General features: G+C 64.8%; 15 protein-coding genes. 8 read left to right on the top strand and 7 right to left on the bottom strand.

The features are described 5' to 3' along the window. The coding region (locus ACTHNR_RS10945; protein WP_440547624.1) for a phage late control D family protein at positions 1-671 on the bottom strand (671 nt) is incomplete at its 3' end. Between the two features lie 676 nt (positions 672-1347). Between ACTHNR_RS10945 and ACTHNR_RS10940 the strand changes: the two genes are divergently transcribed. Next, complete coding sequence (locus tag ACTHNR_RS10940) at positions 1348-2472, top strand: porin (protein ID WP_440547623.1); 1125 nt, start codon at positions 1348-1350, stop codon at positions 2470-2472. Between the two features lie 142 nt (positions 2473-2614). Here ACTHNR_RS10940 and ACTHNR_RS10935 read toward each other — a convergent pair whose 3' ends face one another. Both ACTHNR_RS10935 and ACTHNR_RS10930 read right to left on the bottom strand, forming a co-directional pair. Continuing rightward, the gene (locus tag ACTHNR_RS10935) at positions 2615-2953 is read right to left on the bottom strand and encodes a P-II family nitrogen regulator (RefSeq protein WP_440547622.1); all 339 of its coding nucleotides are present in this window, start codon (positions 2951-2953) and stop codon (positions 2615-2617) included. A gap of 108 nt (positions 2954-3061) precedes the next feature. Continuing rightward, on the bottom strand, positions 3062-4756 hold the full coding sequence (locus ACTHNR_RS10930) for an NAD+ synthase (protein ID WP_440547626.1): 1695 nt from the start codon (positions 4754-4756) through the stop codon (positions 3062-3064). A gap of 135 nt (positions 4757-4891) precedes the next feature. On the opposite strand from ACTHNR_RS10930, the gene ACTHNR_RS10925 reads away from it, so the two are divergent. Both ACTHNR_RS10925 and ACTHNR_RS10920 read left to right on the top strand, forming a co-directional pair. Then, entirely contained in the window at positions 4892-6064 is a 1173-nt protein-coding gene (locus tag ACTHNR_RS10925) for a GNAT family N-acetyltransferase (protein ID WP_440547625.1), read from the top strand. Positions 6065-6141: 77 nt separating this feature from the next. Next, complete coding sequence (locus tag ACTHNR_RS10920; RefSeq protein WP_440547621.1) at positions 6142-6429, top strand: GIY-YIG nuclease family protein; 288 nt, start codon at positions 6142-6144, stop codon at positions 6427-6429. Here ACTHNR_RS10920 and ppa read toward each other — a convergent pair. Continuing rightward, entirely contained in the window at positions 6419-6946 is a 528-nt protein-coding gene (ppa, locus tag ACTHNR_RS10915) for an inorganic diphosphatase (RefSeq protein WP_440540206.1), read from the bottom strand. The two genes, ACTHNR_RS10920 and ppa, sit on opposite strands and share 11 nt — an antisense overlap. A gap of 230 nt (positions 6947-7176) precedes the next feature. On the opposite strand from ppa, the gene ACTHNR_RS10910 reads away from it, so the two are divergent. From ACTHNR_RS10910 to ACTHNR_RS10900, 3 genes are all read left to right on the top strand, one after another. Then, complete coding sequence (locus ACTHNR_RS10910; RefSeq protein ID WP_440547620.1) at positions 7177-8616, top strand: aldehyde dehydrogenase family protein; 1440 nt, start codon at positions 7177-7179, stop codon at positions 8614-8616. A 95-nt stretch (positions 8617-8711) separates the two neighbouring features. Then, on the top strand, positions 8712-9470 hold the full coding sequence (locus tag ACTHNR_RS10905; RefSeq protein WP_440547619.1) for an SDR family oxidoreductase: 759 nt from the start codon (positions 8712-8714) through the stop codon (positions 9468-9470). 52 nt (positions 9471-9522) lie between these two features. Then, the gene (locus ACTHNR_RS10900) at positions 9523-10848 is read left to right on the top strand and encodes an MFS transporter (RefSeq protein WP_440547618.1); all 1326 of its coding nucleotides are present in this window, start codon (positions 9523-9525) and stop codon (positions 10846-10848) included. A gap of 20 nt (positions 10849-10868) precedes the next feature. On the opposite strand, the gene ACTHNR_RS10895 is transcribed toward ACTHNR_RS10900, so the two are convergent. From ACTHNR_RS10895 to hemC, 3 genes are read right to left on the bottom strand one after another with little or no spacing between them, the layout of a single operon-like run. Beyond that, positions 10869-12065, bottom strand: a complete 1197-nt coding sequence (locus ACTHNR_RS10895; RefSeq protein ID WP_440547617.1) for a heme biosynthesis protein HemY — start codon at positions 12063-12065, stop codon at positions 10869-10871. A 2-nt stretch (positions 12066-12067) separates the two neighbouring features. Then, a complete protein-coding gene (gene hemDX, locus ACTHNR_RS10890) occupies positions 12068-14146 on the bottom strand; it encodes a fused uroporphyrinogen-III synthase HemD/membrane protein HemX (protein ID WP_440547616.1) in 2079 nt (692 codons plus the stop codon). Positions 14147-14162: 16 nt separating this feature from the next. Further along, positions 14163-15146 carry a hydroxymethylbilane synthase gene (hemC, locus tag ACTHNR_RS10885; RefSeq protein WP_440547615.1) on the bottom strand — a complete coding sequence of 328 codons (984 nt, stop codon included), beginning with the start codon at positions 15144-15146 and terminating at the stop codon, positions 14163-14165. A 253-nt stretch (positions 15147-15399) separates the two neighbouring features. Here hemC and ppc point away from each other — a divergent pair, with 253 nt between their 5' ends. Together ppc and ACTHNR_RS10875 are read left to right on the top strand one after the other, a co-directional pair. Continuing rightward, the gene (gene ppc, locus ACTHNR_RS10880; RefSeq protein WP_440547614.1) at positions 15400-18357 is read left to right on the top strand and encodes a phosphoenolpyruvate carboxylase; all 2958 of its coding nucleotides are present in this window, start codon (positions 15400-15402) and stop codon (positions 18355-18357) included. A 233-nt stretch (positions 18358-18590) separates the two neighbouring features. Then, on the top strand, positions 18591-21146 hold a 2556-nt coding region (locus ACTHNR_RS10875; protein WP_440547613.1), incomplete at its 3' end, for a PAS domain S-box protein.

Below are 21146 nucleotides of genomic sequence, written 5' to 3'. Positions count from 1 at the left end.
TCGACTTCCTCGCGCAGCCCCGTGCGATGAAACCGCACTGTTTGCTGTGCAAGTTGCGGCACGAAATACAAATCGTCCATCAACACGAGCGAATGCGACTTGCCGTCCTCGGCCTGCTCGAAGCGGCCGAACACCCCCGCCTCCTCCAAGCTGCGATGAACGAAATTCCAGTCGTCTTCCCACTGCACGCGGTTCGAGTACTGGGGCATCGCTTGCCGCAGATCGAACCGATATGCGCCTTGCGCTTGCGGGTGTTGGTCGAACACGTCGGCCACGATTTGCTCGCCCGTCTGCTCCTGCCAATCGCGCATGTCGCGCCGTAATGGCAAAAAGCACATCCACGACGAGAAGCGCAATTGATAAAACGTCAGATACCCGTCGCTACCTAATCGCGAGAACGATTTCACATAGCCGTGATGAGGCAGATAGTCGCCGTCCGATTGCTGAAGCCATAGCGTGACGGGCTGCGCAATCAAGGCTTTCAAATCGATTTCGCGCCCCATGACGGACGCGGCATCAACGACGAATTCGTAGTCTCGGCCCAAGCGCGACCGGCCTTTCGCATACAAAGGCAGCAGCCAATCGTCGCCCAGGGGCGTATCGAGTCGAATCAAACGACCGTTTTGTCCGCCACCCGCGAATGCGGCTTCGGACAGCACATGAGATCCCATGGATCGGCCCTCTCAGATATCTTTGCGTTTTTATTGGGCGCGATTTTAATCGAAGCACTGCCAATCGGCGATGGGTGGCGCATACGATTTTCGAGGATCGAGACAAATCCGAGCGTTGCGCTCACGCGACGCCGGCATCGCAGTCGAAAGCCGGATGCAATGCACCCGAACGCCAAACGTTTGCACCGTAACTCGCCCAATCCATGAACAGCGGGCCTCCGAAAGCGCGTTTTTCCTAGCTCGTACAAAATTCTTCGTCAATACCCGAAATCCTCAACCTCGACGTTGCACAACATGTGAGTGCATTGCTGCACCATGGTCCCGCAAGGCGCTCCGGCCCTCCTCCGGCGCCCGTCCCACCATCTGGATATGGCAATTTGGCGACACCTGCTAGCAAGACTACGATTTGCTTGGCTACCAAGATGTATTTTTGCTAAATTAGTAACCAAAGTAGCAAAACAAAGTTCTGCAAATGTAGTTTTACTTCAAACGAGGAGACACCGCCTGTCGTGCGGCCTCGGACCCGAGCGCAGCGCGTAACGGCCCACCAAGCCCGCAGCTGGCCCTCGTGTGTTCCGATGGATCTCCCTAGCAACGGATTCCCGCTCGGGTGATGCTCTCACCCGAGCGCTATTCGCAGTAGTGGCTTCACTTTTGACAGGGTATGGAGGAGAAGATGAAGAAAGCATTGCTCGCCGCGGCGCTCATGTCGGCTGGCGTCATCGCGCATGCACAAAGCAGCGTGACGTTGTATGGCCGCTTGGATGCCGGCCTCGAGTACCAGACGGGTCTGCAAAACGGCGCGGGCGGTTCGACCTCGCGTTGGCGTGCGGAAAGCGGTGACTGGGGTACGAGCCTGTGGGGCATGAAGGGCACCGAAGACATTGGCGGCGGCAACAAAGTGCTGTTCAAGTTGGAAGGCTCGTTCAACACGATGAACGGTGGCGGCCCGGGCGCCGGCAGCCTCTGGAATCGCTGGGCGACGATCGGTCTGTCCAACGACAGCTACGGTACGTTCTCGATGGGCCGTATGCTGTACATCTCGAACGGCGTGTGGGACTTCGATCCGTTCGGTCAATCGAACTGGTCGTCGGCATCGCTGGTGCGTGGCCGCAACTGGCCGCAGTCGAGCAACAACTTCGCGTACCAATCGCCGAAGTGGAACGGCTTCGACTTCTACGGCCAATACGCTCTGTCGAACGCGACGTCGTGGAACGGCAACAATGCGAACGGCCAAGGCCGCGAAGCAGGTCTGCAGATCACGTACACGAACCCGCTGTTCCAAGTGCGCGGTATGTACGACGAAATCCGCGACCCGGCAAACGGTCAGCTGAATGGCACGGTGGCAGCAGGCGGCAACGCTGCGAACACGGGCGCGTTCAACTACTCGCGTGAATACACGGCCGCTGTGAACGTCTTCCTGGGTCAGTTCAAGATCCAAGGCGCGTACCAAGCAATCCGCACGTCGGGTATCTCGGCGCAGGTTCCCGGCGTTCCGTCGACGCTCGATCACGAATGGGGCGGCATTACGTGGCAAGCCACGCCGGCCGCTGCTGCAATCGCAGCCGTGTATCACGTGAACGGCAACAATGGCGCGGGCAATGCGACGATCTACACGATCGGCGGTACGTATAACCTTTCCAAGCGCACGCTGCTCGACATTCAGATCGCCACGGTTCGCAACAGCAAGAACGCGAACTTCAGCCTGAACGCGAACCAGCCGGGCGCAGGCAACATCGAAAACCCGGTGGCCGGTCACAGCCAATCGGGCGTCTACGCCGGCATTCAACACTCGTTCTAAGCGAGCGGCGTAGTCTAAAAGAACAGACGTAATCGAGTCTTATAGTTTCAAGTTTCACGCTGCTGCGAGAGGCGCGTATCGGTGCGATGTCCCGACAGGGCATCGCACCTTTTTTTTGGTGGCAACGCTCAGGCTAAGCGGCTCAAACCGCCGCTTCGTTTTCCTCGCCCGTCCGGATCCGGATCACGCGTTCGACTTCGGTCACGAAGATCTTGCCGTCGCCGATCTTGCCCGTACGAGCCGCACCGATGATGGCGTCGATGACCTGATCGCACTGCGAAGCGGCGACCACCACTTCGATCTTCACCTTCGGCAGAAAATCCACGACGTACTCGGCCCCGCGATAAAGCTCGGTGTGGCCTTTTTGGCGGCCGAAACCCTTGACCTCGGTGACGGTCAGCCCGGTCAGGCCCACTTCGGCCAAAGCCTCGCGCACTTCGTCGAGTTTGAACGGTTTGATGATGGCGGTGATGCGTTTCATGACGTGCCTCGTAAGAATCGGACGAACGGGGAAATGGACAATCGGATGAAGCGATTCTACGCCCGCACGCGCCGCGCCCCTGCGCGGCGTACGGCGCACGATTGACTTCTACTGAATCGGCTCGGTGTAGCGAGAGGTGATCGGGTAACGCCAGTCGCGTCCGAAGGCACGATGCGTCACGCGAATTCCGATCGGCGCTTGACGCCGCTTGTATTCGTTGAGCTTGATGAGGCGCGTCACGCGCGCGACGTCTTCGCGCGCATAGCCTGCCGCGACGATCTCGGCGAGCGATTTGTCCTCTTCCATGTACATACGCATGATCGCGTCGAGCACGTCATAGGGCGGCAAGCTGTCTTGGTCGGTCTGGTTCTCGCGCAATTCCGCCGACGGGGCGCGCGTGAGTATCCGCTCCGGAATCACATCGCGCTTGGCGAATGACGGCGCGCCGTTGCGGTAGTGACAAAGGCGATAGACGAGCGTCTTGGCGATGTCCTTGATCACGGCGAACCCGCCCGCCATGTCGCCGTAGAGCGTGCAATAACCAACCGCCATTTCGCTCTTGTTGCCCGTTGTCAGCACGAGCGAGCCAAACTTGTTCGACAGCGCCATCAGCAGCGTGCCGCGAATCCGCGCCTGGATGTTTTCCTCGGTGGCGTCTTCGGGCAAGCCTTCGAATTCGGCCGACAGCGCGCCGCGGAACGCATCCATCATGGGCGCGATGGCGATTTCGTCGTAGCGCACGCCCACGCGCCGCGCCATTTCAGCGGCGTCGGACGTGGAAATATCGGCGGTATAGCGCGACGGCATCATAACGGCGCGGACGCGATCGGCGCCGAGCGCATCGCAGGCAATCGCGAGCACGAGCGCCGAATCGACGCCGCCCGACAGCCCGATGATCGCCCCCGGAAAACCGTTCTTGCCGATGTAGTCGCGCACGCCGAGCACGAGCGCCGCGTAGGCCTGCGCCTCGAGCGATTCGGCCGGCGAGATCTCGCCGGCGAGCGGCCGGCCGCCTTCGAATTCGACGATCGCGTGGCCTTCGACGAATTGCGCCATGCGCGCCGCCATCTCACCTTGCGCATCGAGCACGAACGATCCGCCGTCGAAGATCAGCTCGTCCTGCCCGCCCACGAGGTTCACGTAGACGACCGGCAGGCCCGTTTCGGCGATCCGCGCTCGCACGATGTCGACGCGCGTCGCCTCCTTGTTCAGGTGAAATGGCGAGCCGTTCGGAATCAGCAGCACTTGCGCGCCCGCCGCTTTCGCAACTTGCGCCGCCGACGCATGCCAGGCATCTTCGCAGATGATGAGACCGTACTTGACGCCATCGAGCGTGAAGACGAACGGTGTCGTATCCGAAGCGAAGTAGCGTTTTTCGTCGAACACTTCGGTGTTCGGAAGATCCTGCTTCAAGTAGGTGCCGACGATCTTGCCGTCGACGATCAGCGAGGCCGCGTTATACGTATCGTCAGGCGCCGCGCCGCGCTCGATCGGCCGGTTTGCATTACCATGACCGCTCGCCGAGCGGGGCGTACGATGCGGGTGGCCCACGATCACGTGCAGCCCATCGAGCGGTGCGAGCTTTTCGGCAAGCTCCGTCAGCGCCGCGGCGCTGGCGGTGTAAAAGGCCGGGCGCAGCAACAGATCTTCGGGCGGGTAGCCCGATAGCGACAACTCGGGCGTGATCACGAGCCGCGCGCCGTCGCGATGCGCCGCGCGGGCCACGTCGACGATCTTGGCGATATTGCCAGCGAAGTCGCCGACGGTAACGTTGATTTGAGCTAGAGCAATACGGGTCTTCATAGCGTTGAGCGGCAAACGGCCGGTACGGCCGAACGACTCGGCGGTACGAACGAGAAACGTCGGGCGCGCGATGCGATGGGCCACACCCGTGGCGATCCGCATTGCGCCGTCCCGAAGAACACGGTCAGACGACAGTTGAAACAGGAACGCATCGATTATCGCATGGGGCTTCTCGGCTCGCCGCTCGAAGTCGACGCGCGCGAGTGGAACGCACTCGTCGCTCGCCAGGCGCAGCCCACACCCTTCTTGCGTCACGAGTTCTTGAGCGCGCTCACGTCCACGCAGTGCGCGACCGAGGAAACCGGCTGGGCGCCGCGCTTCGTCACGCTCGTCGATGCGCGAACAGGCGCGCTCGCCGCCGCCGCGCCGCTTTACGTGAAGACTCACTCCTACGGCGAGTACGTGTTCGATTGGGCCTGGGCCGATGCCTATCAACGCAACGGCCTGCCCTACTATCCCAAGCTCGTCTGCGCCGTGCCGTTCACCCCCGTGCAGGGCACACGCCTGATCGCCGTCGACGATGCGGCGCGCCGGCAATTAGCGGCGACGCTCGTCGCGCTAGCGGAGCAATCGGATGTCTCGTCGCTGCATGTACTGTTTCCGACGGACGCCGAAGCGCAAACGCTCGGCGAGCTCGGCATGATGCGACGCGAAGGCATTCAGTTTCACTGGCTGAACGACGGCTACCGCGATTTCGACGCGTTCCTCTCGACGCTCGAACAAAAAAAACGCAAGAACATTCGCGCGGAGCGGCGCAAGGTGCGAGACGCCGGCGTGACGTTCCGGCGCGTGCGCGGCGAGGATGCGACCGACGCCGATTGGCGCTTTTTCAACCGTTGTTACAAGCAGACGTACCGCGAGCATTTCTCTTCGCCGTACTTGAACCTCGAATTCTTTCGCACGATCGGGCGGACGATGCCCCAAAACCTGCTGCTCGTCATCGCGGAGCGCGACGGCCGGCCGATCGCGAGCTCGCTGCTCGTCTATCAGCGCGATGCGCAATCGGGCGGCGTGTTGTACGGTCGCTACTGGGGCGCGCTCGAACACGTGCCGTGCCTGCACTTCGAAACGGCCTACTATCAGCCGCTCGAGTTCTGTATCGAGGAGAAGCTCGCCGTATTCGAAGGCGGCGCGCAGGGTGAACACAAGATGGCGCGCGGGTTCATGCCCACCGTCACGCATTCGGCGCATTGGCTCGCGCATCCGGCGTTTTCGGATGCGGTCGCAAGATTCTTAGCGAACGAAGCCAATCTGATTCACGCTCATGTGGATGAATTGCGCGAGCATGATCCGTTCAAGAAGCGGTAGGAATAAAGCTGCGCGGTAACGCCTGGCATACAATTGCGCCCATTCAAACGCTACCCATATAGGCGCCACAATCGACGATGGCTTGGTTCGTCTACCTCATCGAATGCTCGGACGGCAGCGTCTACACCGGCATTGCCACGGACGTACAAGCCCGATACGAGAAACACCTGACCGGCAAAGGCGCTCGCTACACCCGCGCGCGCAAGCCTGTGTCGCTATTGGCTTCGTTCGAGGTGGCCGATCGTTCGAGCGCGTTGCGCGCCGAATACCGGGTCAAGCAGCTGACAGCGCTGGAGAAGCGCGCGCTCGCGGCGGGCGAGCGCACGCTGGCGTCGGTCATGACCGAACGCGATCTTACTTCTTGAAGTTCGCGACGCCTTCGGTGATTTCCTTGTGCGCGGCGTCGATGCCGGCCCAGCCTTCGACCTTCACCCACTTGCCTTTTTCGAGCGCCTTGTATTGCTCGAAGAAGTGCTTGATCTGATCCTTCAGATAGCCGGGCACGTCGTCGATCGACTTCATGTGCGCCGTCATCGGGCACAGCTTGTCGTGCGGCACGGCCACGAGTTTGGCGTCCACGCCCGATTCGTCGGTCATCTGCAGCATGCCGAGCGCGCGCGAGCGCACGACGCAGCCGGGGATCAGCGGGAACGGCGTGATGACGAGCACGTCGACGGGATCGCCGTCGCCCGACAGCGTTTGCGGAATGTAGCCGTAGTTGACCGGATAGCGCATGCCCGTGCCGATGAAGCGGTCGACGACGAGCAAGCCGAGTTCCTTGTCCGCTTCGTACTTGACCGGATCGCTCTGCGCCGGGATTTCGATGACGACGTTGAAGTCTTGCGGAAGATCCTTGCCTGCGGGGACGTGATTGAAGCTCATGGCGTTCTCTTGACGAAATGGAAAGGGAAACCGGAAAAACCGAGGCTCGCGCCGCCAGGCGTGGCGGCCGCGGTGATGCCGACGCGCTCGAGAAGCGCGCCGCCGAAAGCGGCATGCGTTGCGCGCCATTATAGCCGAGCGGCGCATGCGCACTTTGCCCCCGGATCGCGCCATAATCGAGGCCGGTGACGTTTCGACTGACGGTTCTGATCTCTTAGCAGGAGCCTTGGATGGAAGAAGCGAAGCACTTCATCGGCGGCGGCTGGACGGCCCCGGCAAGCGGCGAGGCGATCGACATGATCGATCCTTCCGACGGCCAGCCGTTCGCTCGCATCGCACGCGGCAACGCCGCCGATATCGAATCGGCCGTCGCATCGGCCCGCGCGGCCTACGACGGTGCGTGGGGCCAGAAGAGCGCCGCCGAACGCGGCCGCATTCTGTTCCGGCTCTCGATGCTGATCGCGGCCTGCGGCGAAGAGCTCGCTCGCCTCGAAGCGAAAGACACGGGCAAGCCGCTGCGCGAGGCGCGCGCCGACGCGGCGGCGCTGGCCCGCTATTTCGAGTTCTACGCCGGCGCCTGCGACAAGCTGCACGGCGCGACCCTTCCCTATCAATCGGGCTACACCGTGATGACGGTGCGCGAGCCGCATGGCGTCACGGGCCACATCGTGCCGTGGAACTACCCGATGCAAATCTTCGGACGAAGCGTGGGCGCCGCGCTCGCCGCCGGCAATGCCTGCGTGGTCAAGCCCTCCGAGGACGCCTGCCTGACGGTGCTGCGCGTGGCCGAGATCGCGGCCGAAGCGGGCCTGCCGCCAGGCGCGCTCAACATCGTGACGGGATACGGCACGGAAGCGGGCGCGGCATTGGCGCGGCATCCGGGCGTCGACCATATCTCCTTCACGGGATCGCCTAGCGTGGGAACGCTCGTTTCGCAGCTGGCCGCCGAACATCACGCGCCGGCGACACTCGAACTAGGCGGCAAATCGCCGCAAATCGTCTTCGCCGATGCCGACCTCGACGCCGCCCTGCCTACGCTTGTTTCCGCCATCATCCAAAACGCCGGGCAAACGTGCTCCGCCGGCAGCCGCGTGCTGATCGAGCGCGCCGTCTACGCGCCGCTCGTCGAGCGCCTGTCTGCCGCATTCGCCGCGCTGCGGGTAGGCCCGAGCGCGCTCGACCCCGACTGCGGCCCGCTCATCAATGCCAAGCAGCACAGGCGCGTGGCGCAGTTCGTCGAGGATGCCGAACGCGACGGCATTCGTCTCGCCGCACGCGGCAAGATCGACGCCAGCGCGCCGAACGGCGGCTTCTATCAAGCACCGACGCTTTTTGCCGACGTGCCCATCGGGCATCGCCTCGCCCAGGAGGAGATCTTCGGGCCCGTGCTCGCCGCCACGCCGTTCGAGGACGAAGCGCAAGCGCTCTCGCTCGCGAACGGCACGCGATATGGGCTCGTCGCCGGCGTCTGGACGCGCGACGGCGCGCGTCAACTTCGGCTTGCGCGCCGGTTGCGCGCGGGACAAGTCTTCATCAACAACTATGGCGCCGGCGGCGGCGTCGAGCTGCCGTTCGGCGGCGCGGGCCAATCGGGGCACGGCCGCGAGAAAGGCTTCGAGGCGCTCTACGGTTTCACGACGCTCAAGACCATCGCGATCCGGCACGGCTAGCGTAGAAGCGCTCGCAACGACCGGCGCATGCGATATCCGAGGTACGTAAGCGCAATACGAAATCAAAGGGCCGCGACGGCCTGGAGGAAGACATCATGCGATTGCAGGGCAAAACGGCGGTTGTCACGGGCGCCGGTTCGGGCTTTGGCGAAGGCATCGCGAAGACGTTCGCTCGTGAAGGCGCCAACGTGGTCGTCAACGATTTGAACGGCGCCGCCGCCGAGCGCGTCGCGAGCGAAATCGCGCTCGCGGGCGGACGTGCGATCGCGGTCACCGGCGATGTGACGAAGATCGACGATTGGCACGCCTTGCGCGACGCGGCGATCGAGGATTTCAGCGCCGTCCAGATCGTGGTCAACAACGCCGGCACGACGCATCGCAACAAGCCGGTCATGGAAGTGACCGAGGCCGAATTCGACCGCGTCTACGCCGTCAACGTCAAAAGCATCTACTGGAGCATGCAAGCGTTCGTACCGTATTTCCGCGCGCGCGGCGGCGGCGCCTTCGTCAACATCGCCTCGACGGCCGCCGTGCGCCCCCGCCCGGGCCTCGTCTGGTACAACGGCAGCAAAGGCGCCGTGCTCGTGGCGAGCAAGGCGCTGGCCGCCGAACTCGGGCCGGACGGCATTCGGGTCAATTGCGTGAACCCGGTCATCGGAGCAACCGGGCTGCTCACCGAGTTCATGGGCTGCGAAGACACGCCCGAAAACCGCAAACGCTTCCTTGCCGGCATCCCGCTCGGCCGGTTTTCGACCCCGCAGGATGTGGCGAACGCCGCACTTTACCTCGCGTCCGACGACGCGGCGTTCATCACCGGCGTCAGCCTCGAAGTGGACGGCGGACGCTGCGTTTAAAAGATTGCCCCGTTTCACCCCACATGCACATAACGAAGAGGAGACAGTCCGTATGGCCAGTCCTAACCCAGTCGACCCGCTCGCCATGCCCGGCGCCGGCGCGCCTTCGTCGAACTTCGAGGAAGCCACCTATCGCAAGGTGTCGTGGCGCCTCTTGCCGCTCTTGCTCGTCTGCTATCTCGTCGCCTATCTCGACCGCGTCAATGTGGGCTTCGCCAAGCTGCAGATGGCGTCGGCGCTGCATTTGAGCGATGCCGTGTACGGCCTGGGCGCCGGCATCTTCTTCCTCGGCTACTTTCTCTTCGAAATCCCGAGCAACCTGATCTTGCATCGCGTCGGCGCGCGGCTGTGGATCGCGCGAATCATGGTCTCGTGGGGGGTGATTTCCGCGCTGACCATGTTCGTCACGACGCCCGCGATGTTCTACGCCATGCGTTTCTTGCTCGGTCTAGCCGAAGCAGGGTTTTTCCCCGGCATCATTCTTTATCTGACGTACTGGTATCCGGCGCACCGGCGTGGCCGCATGACGACCTGGTTCATGACGGCCGTCGCGCTCTCGGGCGTCGTCGGCGGGCCGGTGTCGGGCTACATCCTCAAGGCGTTCGACGGCGCGAACGGGTGGCAAGGCTGGCAATGGCTGTTCCTGCTGGAAGGGCTGCCTTCGGTCATCGCCGGCGTGGTCGTCTTCTTCATGCTCGACGATCGGATTGCGACGGCCGCCTGGCTCAGCGACGAGGAAAAGCGCCTGCTCGAGCGCAACATCAGCGCGGAAGACGCCGGCAAGGAAGAGCTGCCGCTTTTGGCCGTGCTCTCGAGCGGCCGCGTCTGGCTCATGAGCGTCATCTATCTGTCGTTCGTGATGGGCCTTTATGGCGTGAGCTTCTGGCTGCCGACCATCATCAAGGCCACGGGGGTGACCGATGCGTTCAAGATCGGCCTGCTGTCCGCGATCCCGTTCGCCGTGGCCGTCGTCGCCATGATCGTCGTTGCGCGCAGCGCCGATAAGCGGCGCGAACGGCGCTGGCACGTCGCGCTGCCCGGTCTCGCGGGCGCGCTCGGGCTCGTCTTGTCGGTGACATGGGCGCACAACACGGGATTGGCGCTCGCGGCGCTCACGCTCGCCACGGCCGGCATCATCACCTCGTTGCCGTTGTTCTGGAGCCTGCCGACGGCATTTCTGGCCGGCGCCGGCGCCGCGGCCGGCATCGCCATGGTCAATTCGATCGGCAACCTCGCTGGCTTTCTGAGCCCCTACGCGGTGGGCTGGCTCAAGCAGGTCACGGGTGCGAACGACTCGGGCATGTACATGCTCGCCGCGTTCATGGTGCTCGGCGCCGCGCTCGCGCTCAGCGTGCCGGCGCGGCTCGTGAACAAGTAGCCTTTGGTTCGGGCCGAGGCTTAGACGATTTTCATCGCCAACGCGCTCGCCCGGTAGTGTTCGCTCGCGCGGGCCGTCTCGCCCAGCTGTTCGAACAGCCGGGCGAGCGCGCGGTGCGTGCGAATGACGAGCGCGTCGTTGTCGTCCGCCAGCCTCAAGGCCGCTTCGAGGAACGACTGCGCCTTGCCCCATAGTTGCTGCTGAAGACACAGACGGCCCAGGGCGAACAGCAGGTCCGGATCCTCCGGACGCTCCTTGCGCCATGCTTCGGCCTTTTGAATCAGCGGCAGCGCATCGCCCGCTTGCGCCGTGTCCGGATAGCGGCGCAACAGGCGCGCATCCCAGTTGTGCACCAACGCTTCCTCGACGATCTTGCGGGCTTCCTGATGCCGGTCCAGCGCGATCAGGAGTTCGGCGGCCAGATCGGCCAAGCGCGGCGATTGCCGTTCGGCCGGCGCCAGCGAATGCCAAAGGGCAAGCAGCGCATCGGGGTCGTGTCGACGATCGCGCAGCAGGCTTTCCGCCGCCTGTTGGCGCAGCCGCACGGCGACGGCCGGATGCAGCGCCTCGCGCTTTTCGAGCGTCTTGACGAGCTTGAGCACTTCCGCCCAATTCTTCAACTGCTGCTGCGCCCGCAGCGCGATCTGCTGCGCGTGGATGCGGCGCGTGCCTTGCGCTTGCATCTCCGTCAACGCCGTCAACGCGCCGTCGGGATCGCGGCCGTCCGCCCGCATATCGGCGCTCGCCATTAAGCGCGCATCCTGCCACTCGGGCGCGTCGATCGCGGCAAGCCACTCGTCGCGGCGCGAATACTCGCGCATGCGGTGCGCCGCCACGGCGGCGACGAGGCCCGCCGCACCCTTGTTCGCATCGAGCGTCAGCGCTTCGCGCGCCGCTTTTTCAGCGCGCGAAAAGCGTCCGGCGTAAAGGTTGCCGATGGCGTCCCGCAGCGCCGCATGGGCTTTCGCCTCCTTCGATCGCACGCGATAGGCGGCGACGCGCTGCGGCATCGTCCAGACGTTGCGCCCAATGCGAATCAACGCGTAGAGCAGGATGAACAGCGCGATCACACCGACGACGATCAGATTGAGCGACACGTCGATGCGGTACGGCGGGTAGACGATCAGCACCTGCCCCGCGTCGAAATGGCCGACGGTGGCCAATACAGCCGCGAGCACGAAAAGCAGAGCCAACCACAGGAGTCCTCTGAGCGCCATCGTCAGCCTCGGCTCTTGTAGTTGTGGATGGCTTGAAGGCTCGTGTTCAAGTTCGGCATCTCCACGGCCGCCGCCCCTTGCCCCACGGCCTTAAGGAGTGCGCGCACGTTTTGCGTGCGCTTGGACGCGCCGTCGAAATAGCGCGCGAGCGCGGCATCGGCCGCCTGTAGGTCCGACTTGAGCGTCGCGCCGTTGCGCGAGAGCAAGCCCAGCCGCGCCGACAGCAGGCGCAACTTCACGTTTTCGCGAATGAATTCGGCCTGCTCCGGCGTGTTGAGCATCGCATCGGCGTTGTCGAGGCGGCGCACCTGGACGAGGCTCTTGAGCTCGTCGCCGGCCGCGCGGGAGAACACGCGCCACCAGTGGGCGACGCGCGATTCGCCGGGGGCCGCGGCGCTGGCCGTGACCGGCGCCGATGCGCCTGCCGCGGGCGAGGCGTGCGCGCTCGGCGCTTCGCCGAGCAAGGGCAGCGTGTCGATTTGTTCGATGGCGTCATCGAGCTTGATCGCGAGGCCGCTCAGATCGGCCGAAGGCGCGGCCTTGAGCTTGTCGATGTCCTGCGCGATCGCCTTGCGCACCATGAGCGCCTGCGGGCTCGCCGATGCGGCCAGACGCGTATCGGCGCTTTGCAGCGCGAACAACGCGAGTTGCGTGTTGCCCGTGAGCTGCAGTTGTTCGCTTGCGCTCGAGAGCGTCTGCTCGACTTCGGCTAGCGTCCAGTCGTCGCGATTGCGCGCAAGGTCTTGATACTGCTGCTGCAGCGCCTGTTGGGCGGTTTGCGCGTCGGCCAGCTTGCCTTGCAGTTGAGAGAGAGAGGCGTCGGCTTGGTGCGCCGTGGCGATGGCCTGCTCGGTCTTCGTCCGCAATTCGGCCGTTTGCGCGTCGAGCGCCTGCTGCCGCGACGCGAGCCGCGCATCGAGCCGGTCGAGCTTGCGGTTGAACGCAAAGGCGGCGACGCCTGTCGCGATGGCCAGCAAGATGACGACGACCCAGACCAGGCCTCCTCCGCGACGGCGCGGCGCGTCGTAGACGGGCGGCATGGGGGGAGGGAACGGCGGCGTGGCGGCCGGCTGGAACGAGGCGGAAGACGATTCTTGGTTCGTATCAGTCATGCGCGGATGGGTCGAGGAAAAGTCCGGAGCCATGGGGGCCCGGGCCGGTTGGTCGAGGAAGGCGCGAGACGATTCGGATAAAGCGCGCAACGCCCCGAGAATGCGAGCATCGCCGGGGCCGGATGTCGTAATCGTATCAAAACCTAGTGCCCGCGCCGTCTCGGCGATGCGCGGGTGCGGGGCGACGAGCGGCGCGCGGCGCAACGCGGCGCGCTCGGCATCGGTCAGTTCGGCGCGAGCGAGCGCGTCGAGGTTGCGCACGCCCTCGGAACTCGTGAGGAGCCAAGCATGCGGCGCGCCTTGCAGCAGCGCGCGCACGCGAGCCCATGCCTGCGCCGCAGGCGCCGGCAGCACGCGCCGATAGGCACACACGGCCTCGACGCGGGCGCCCGCTTCGCGCAAGCGGTCGGCCAGCCATTCGCGCCCGCCGTCGCCGCGTACGATCAGCACGGGGCGGCCATTCAACGAGGCGAGGCCGAGCCGCTCGGAAATCGCGCTGAGCAGGGCTTCCGAATCGAAACGCACACCGGGCTCGCCGCCGGCGTCATCGCCCCCGTTCGGCGCGCCCGCCAACGAATCCGCTCCAGCAGGCGCAACCACCAGATGGGTTGGCGGCGCTATCGCGCGCGCCGCCAGCGCCGCGACGCTGCCTGGTCCGACGACGCCGATCGGCACCGCCGCGGGCCAAACGAGGCCGGGCACGGCGTCGAAGGCACGCTCGATCGCGTTCGGCGAGACGAAGATGACGAGCGCGAAACGTTCGAGCGCGTCGAGGGCGGCGCGCAGCGGCGCGTCGTCCTCGGCGGCGACGATATCGATCAGAGGAAAGTCGAAGACATCGATGCCCTCGCGCTCGAGCGCCGCGGCAAGCGCGAACGACTGCCCGGCGGGGCGCGTGAGCACCGCCGTGAAGCGCGCCGCACTAGCGCCTGAACTAGGTTGCGAGCCGCCGGGCTCGACGCGCGTCATCGATGCGCGCGGCGCGTCAGGCGGCGGGCTCGGCGCCGCGTGCGGCCGCGAGCTCGTCCACCACGGCGCGCGCGCCCTGCGACTCCAACGAACGCGCGACGGTATCGCCCAAGGCGAGCGCCTCGGCGAGGCTCGCCACGCGCGCCGACGCTTGCGCGAACGCGGCGCGGCTGCCGTCGGGCATCGACACCCGGCTCGCCAGCTGCAGGAATTCGCCCTTCCACATAGCATGGGCGGCGAGCGGCACATCGCAACTGCCGCCGAGCGCGCGGGAAACGGCCCGCTCGGCTTCGACGGCCAGCCGTGTGGGTTCGTGCTTCAGCGGAGCGAGCCAGGCTTCGAGTTCGGGACGTCCCGTGCGGATTTCGATCCCGAGCGCGCCTTGGCCCGCGGAAGGCAGGCTCGCGTCGACGTCGAGCCAGGTGCGGATCCGGCCGGCCAAGCCGAGCCGCTTCAAGCCCGCGCTGGCCAGAATGATGGCCGCGTATTCGCCGCGATCGAGCTTGGCGAGCCGCGTGTCGAGATTGCCGCGCAGCGGCTCGACGACGAGATGCGGATACCGCGAACGCAGCATCGCCTCGCGCCGCAGGGCCGAAGTGCCCACGACGCTGCCGGCCGGCAGCGCGTCGAGCGAAGCGTGATCGTTGGAGACGAAAGCGTCGCGAGGATCCTCGCGCTCCATCACGGCAGCGAGCGTGAAACCGTCGGGCAGCGCCATTGGCACATCCTTGAGCGAATGCACGGCTAAGTCGGCGCGGCCATCGGCCAGCGCCGTTTCGAGTTCCTTGACGAAAAGCCCCTTACCGCCGACCTTCGAGAGCGTTCGATCGAGGATCTGATCCCCGCGTGTCGTCATGCCGAGAATTCGGACGTCGCAAGATGGATATAATTTCCGCAGCGCATCGCGCACGAACTCGGCCTGCCACATCGCGAGACGACTCTCTCGCGAGGCGATCACGAGTTCGGTAGGCGGTGCGGCTGAAAGCGTCTCGGAATTCATGATTCACACTTCGAATGACGGGATGGAACATCGGGAAATGGTAGCACGCAAGCCTAGCCCCATTTCTCGCGCTTGCCGGCGCCAAGGCGCGCATGACCGCGCGTCGCCGGCATCCGCACGCGGCTGCCACGAGCGCCGTGTGACCGGCCCCGCGGCGCACCCCAGCACGTTTTGCAGTCGTTTCGTCAGTTTTGTGTAGCTGTCCGCTGTCTGCTGTCAGCCCCTTTCATCTGGCTTCACTGAGGAACCCACCGTGACGTCTTCCGGATCGGCGCGCACCGCCCGCCGCAACGATGCAACGCCCCGCTCGTCCGCCCAATCCGCCGCGCTCGCCGCGGCGCCCGCCGCCGCTGCCTCGCGCGATCACGGCGCGAATCGCGCCACGCCGGGCAAACCGGCCGCGCGCGGCCGCGAGGACAAAGATCAGCCGCTGTTCCAAGACATCCGCTACCTCGGCCGCCTGCTCGGCGACGTCGTGCGCGAGCAGGAAGGCGACGCTGTCTTCGACGTCGTGGAAACGATTCGTCAAAGCGCGGTCAAATTCCGGCGCGAGGACGACACGAGCGCCGCGCAGTCGCTCGAGAAGCAGTTGCGCGCGTTGCAGCCGGAACAAACCGTCAGCGTCGTTCGGGCGTTCAGCTTCTTTTCGCACCTGGCCAATATCGCCGAGGATCGCCACCATAATCGCCGCCGCCGCATTCACGCGCTGGCGGGCTCCGCCCCCCAAGCGGGGACGGTCGCCTATGCGCTCGGCCGTCTCGCGCTGAACGGCGGCTTGGACGCCGATACGCTCAAGCGCTTTTTCGACGACGCATTGATCGTGCCGGTCCTGACGGCGCACCCCACGGAAGTGCAGCGCAAAAGCATTCTCGATGCGCAGCACGACATCGCGCGTCTTCTGGCCGAACGCGATCAACAGCTGACGGAGCGCGAGCGCGCGCACAATGAAGCGATGCTGCGCGCACGCGTGACGACGCTATGGCAAACGCGCATGCTGCGCGATTCGCGCTTGACCGTCGCGGACGAAATCGAGAATGCGCTCTCCTACTACCGGGCGACGTTCTTGAACGAAATTCCCGCGCTATACGACGATATCGAGACGGCCCTGGCCGAGCATACCGGCGAGAGCGCGCGCCTTCCGGCGTTCTTCCAAATGGGCAGTTGGATCGGCGGCGACCGCGACGGCAACCCGAACGTCACCGCCGCCACGCTCGAGCATGCCATCACTCGGCAAGCGGCCGTCATCTTCGAACACTATCTGGAGCAAGTGCATGCCCTCGGCGCCGAGCTGTCGGTGTCGAACATGCTCGCCGGCTCGAGCGATGCGCTCAAGGCGCTCACCGCGGCCTCGCCCGATCAATCGCCGCACCGCGTGGACGAGCCCTATCGCCGCGCGCTGATCGGCGTCTATGCGCGGCTCGCCGCGACGGCTCGCACGTTGCTGGGGGAAGGCGCGGTGCACACGCGCAGCGGCGTGCATCGCGATGCCGTACCGTACGCCGACGCGCAGGCGTTCGCGCACGACCTGAACGTGCTCGTCGATTCGCTCGGCGCGCACCACGGGGCCTCGCTCGCCACGCCCCGCCTCGCGCCGCTCGCGCGCGCCGCGCAGGTCTTCGGCTTCCATCTCGCCTCGATCGACCTGCGTCAAAGCTCGGACGTGCATGAAGCGGTCATCGCCGAACTGCTTGCGCGCGCCGGCGTCGAGCGCAACTACGCGGCCCTGTCCGAAGCCGACAAGCTGCGCGTGCTGCTCGCGGAGCTCGAGCAGCCTCGGCTCTTGCGCTCCCCGTATATCGAGTACTCGCCGCTCGTTCAAAGCGAACTGGCGGTGCTGGAAACGGCCCGCGTCACGCGCGAGCGCTTCGGCGCCCGGGCGGTGCGCAACCACATCATTTCGCATACCGAGACGGTCAGCGACCTCGTCGAAGTGCTGCTTCTGCAAAAGGAAACGGGCTTGCTCGAGGGTACGCTCGGAAGCGGCGCACGCGGCGCGCATGCGAAAAACGCGCTGATGGTGATTCCGCTGTTCGAGACGATCGCCGACTTGCGCAACGCGCCCGTGATCATGCGCGAATTCTTCGCGCTGCCCGGCGTCGACGCGTTGGTCGCGCATCAAGGCGGCGAGCAGGAAGTCATGCTCGGCTATTCCGACAGCAACAAGGACGGCGGCTTTCTCACGTCCAATTGGGAGCTCTATCGCGCGGAGCTCGCGCTCGTCGCGCTCTTTCGCGAACGCGGCATTACGCTGCGCCTGTTCCACGGCCGGGGCGGCACGGTCGGCCGCGGAGGCGGCCCGACCTATCAGGCGATCCTGTCGCAGCCGCCGGGCACCGTGAACGGCCAAATCCGCTTGACCGAGCAGGGCGAAGTCATCGCGAGCAAGTTCGGCAACCCCGAGATCGGCCGGCGCAATCTCGAGACGGTCGTCGCCGCCACGATGGAAGCGTCGCTCGTGCCGCAAGGCAATGCGCCCGCGAATCTCTCGGCCTTCGAGGAAACGATGCAAGCGCTGTCCGACGCCGCGATGGCGTCCTATCGCGCGCTCGTCTATGAGACGCCAGGCTTCACCGATTACTTCTTCTCGTCCACGCCGATCGCCGAGATCGCCGAACTGAACATCGGCAGCCGGCCCGCCTCGCGCAAGCTGCAGGACCCGAAAAATCGCCGTATCGAAGACTTGCGCGCGATTCCTTGGGGTTTTTCATGGGGACAGTGCCGCTTGCTGCTCACGGGCTGGTACGGCTTCGGCAGCGCCGTGGCCGCGCATCTGGACGGCGCGGCGAGCGAAGCGGAGCGCACGCGGCGCCTGTCGGCGCTACGCAAGATGTATAAGAGCTGGCCGTTCTTCTCCACGCTGCTGTCGAACATGGACATGGTGCTGTCGAAGACCGATCTGGCCGTCGCGTCCCGCTATGCCCAGCTCGTGCAGGACAAAAAGCTGCGCAAACACGTGTTCGAACGCATCGTGGCGGAGTGGGAGCGCACCTCGCATGCGCTTTCGGAGATCACCGGCAAGGACGAGCGCCTCGCGGACAATCCGCTGCTCGCGCGCTCGATCAAAAACCGCTTCCCGTATTTGGATCCGCTCAACCACTTGCAGGTCGAATTGCTCAAGCGCCATCGCTCGGGCGATACGAATACGCGCCTGCGGCGCGGCATTCACTTGACGATCAACGGCATCGCTGCCGGCTTGCGCAATACGGGTTGAGGTAAAACCGAGGCACGCCGTCAGCGCGGCGTTGCAGCAAAACGAGGGCTGTGCGCGAAGGCGGCAGCCCTTTTTTATTGCCCCCTTTCTTTCCTGCGCGGGCGGAATCAACCCTTAAGCGTTTACACCCTTTAATCGTCATTCAAGTTTTGCAGCACTTTTGTCGTTAAAAAATCGGAAGAAGTCGGTTTCACGAGAAAACGCACAAACCGGCAAAAAGTGCTTGCTGAGAGATGATCAACTTTACCCGTCTGGGCCGATCGCTGGCCGGTATACGGCATTCGTTCCGCGTCAATCACGCGATGGCGCTGGGGTTGATCCTGGCCGTGTGGATTGCGCTGGGCGCATTCGCGACCTGGGACGCCAAAACCGAGCTGGCGAACGAGCGTTTGCAGGCCGACACGCTGGCGGAGGCCCTTGCCGCCCATACCTCGCGCGTCATCCGAGAAGCCGATCAAGTCGCTTCCGTCGTCGCCTGGCAGGTGCGCCGCGACGGCGTCGCCTTGCCGCTCGGCGATTACGTCCATTCGGGCCTGCTGGCGCTCGACGTCTTCATTCAAGTCGCGGTGATCGATAAGCATGGGATTCTGCGCGCGTCGACGATCGCCGATTTCCAGCCCATCGATCTCTCCGATCGCGAGCACTTTCGCGTCCATATGAACGATCCGAGTACGCGGCTGTTCGTCGGCCGGCCCGTGATCGGGCGCGTGAGCGGACAGTCCTCCATCCAGCTGTCGCGCCGCATCAACGATGCACAGGGCCGCTTTCTGGGAGTCATCGTCGTTTCCGTGCCGCCCTCGTACTTGACCGAAATGTACGGGCCACTGCGGCTCGGCCGTCAAGGCGTCGTCGCGGTGATCGGCGCAAACGATTTCGCCTTCCGCGCGCGCCGCAGCGGGACGCGCGAGAACCTCGATTGGCAGCGCTTGCCCGCCAAGGCGCCGCTGCGCGTGGCGCTCGCGAAATCACCGCGAGGCCATTTCGCCGCGCCGAGCGCGGTCGACGGCATCGAGCGCACGATCTCCTACGAAACGCTGCCCGACTACCCGCTCGTCGTGCTGGCGGGCTTTTCGAACGCGGATTTCCTCTCGGCGTTCCGGCTGCGCACGCTCGCCCTGCTGTTCGCCGGCATCGTCCTGACGATTTTGATCTTCGTGGCCGAAGGACACCAAGGGCGGCTATTCCGTCGTTTGCAGGCCGCTTCCGAGCGCGAACGTGAAGCGCACGCCCGCACGGCCCGCGAAGCAACGCGCGCCGATGCGCTGTTCAAGGCGATCCCCGATGCCGCGCTCGCCTTTTCCGCCGACGGGCGGATCGACGGCTACAACCCGCGACTCATCGAGCTGCTCGGCTGGAGCGGCGACGAAATCGCAACGGCCACGCCCGAGCAGATCGCCGAGGCTTTTTTCCGCAACGACGGCGGCGCCGACCGCGACGACAAATCGGCTCGTTTCGCGGCCATGCTGCGCGGCGCGTCGCTCGAGCATTCCGCGAGTGCGGTGTTCCAGCTGGACACGCCTTATCCCAGCGTCTACGAAATGCGCGTCGAGCGTCGCGGCGCCGATTCGAACGGCGTGATCGCGCTGATCCGCGACATGAGCCGCCAACATGCCAGCGAGCAGGCGCTGATGCAAAGCGAATCGCGCTATCGGCAACTGATCGAACTCTCGCCCTACGCCGTTTTCCTCATTCAAGAGTTCACGATCGCATTCGCCAACCCGAAGGCGCTGGAGATGCTCGGCGCGTATTCGGCCGCGCAAATCCGTGGGCTGTCGATCGTCGAATTCGTCCATGCCGAGCATCGCGAAGTGGTCGAGGAACGCATCGGGCGGTTACTGCTTCGCTATACCGCCGCACCCGCACGCGAAGTCAGATGCCTGCGGCTGGACGGTACGGCGTTCATCGGCGAAATGACCGCGGTGCCCTACGAGCTCGACGGCGTGCGCGGCGCCCTCGTCATGCTGCAAGATGTCACCGGCCGCAAAGAAGCCGAGACGCAACGCGATCGTCTGTTCGACCTGTCGCTCGATCTGACCTGCTTGGCCGATCCGGCCGGCAACTTCAAACGCGTCAATCCCGCCTTTACGAAGGTGCTCGGCTGGTCGGCCGAGGAGCTGCTCTCCCGCCCGTTCATCGAATTCGTCCACCCCGAAGACCGGGCACGCACGATCCACGAAATCGACAGCCGCAGCCCCGGCGAGCCGATCGATCAGTTCGAAAACCGCTATGTGTGCAAGGACGGCACGACGCGCTGGCTGTCATGGAAAGCGATCCAGCTCGAAGGGCTCGTCTATGCCACCGCGCGCGACGTGACGGAAAGCCGCCGGGCGACGCGCCAGCTCGAACAAGCGCGCGCGGACGCCGAGGCCGCCTCGCGCACGAAGAGCGCTTTCCTCGCCACGATGAGCCACGAGATCCGCACGCCGATGAACGGTGTCATCGGCATGATCGAAGTGCTTTCGCAATCGCCGCTGTCGACCGACCAGGGCGACATGGTCACGACGATCCGCGAATCGGCGAACGCCCTGCTCACGCTCATCGACGACATTCGGGACTTCTCGAAGATCGAGGCGGGCCGGCTCCATATCGAACGCGTGCCGCTGTCCATCAAGCATCTGGTCGACGGGCTGTGCCAATCGCTCACCCCCGTGGCCGAGCGGGCCGGGGTCAAACTGACCAAGTCGGTCTCGCCCGAACTGCCGAAGGTCGTGCTCTCGGACGACACGCGCCTTCGGCAAGTGCTCTACAACCTCGTCGGCAACGCCATCAAATTCTCGGGCGGGCGTCCC

Origin of the sequence: Trinickia sp. (assembly GCF_051954495.1) — a bacterium.
GTDB lineage: Bacteria > Pseudomonadota > Gammaproteobacteria > Burkholderiales > Burkholderiaceae > Trinickia.
Note: the sequence above shows the minus strand (reverse complement) of the source record. Positions and strands in the feature narration are given on the sequence as shown.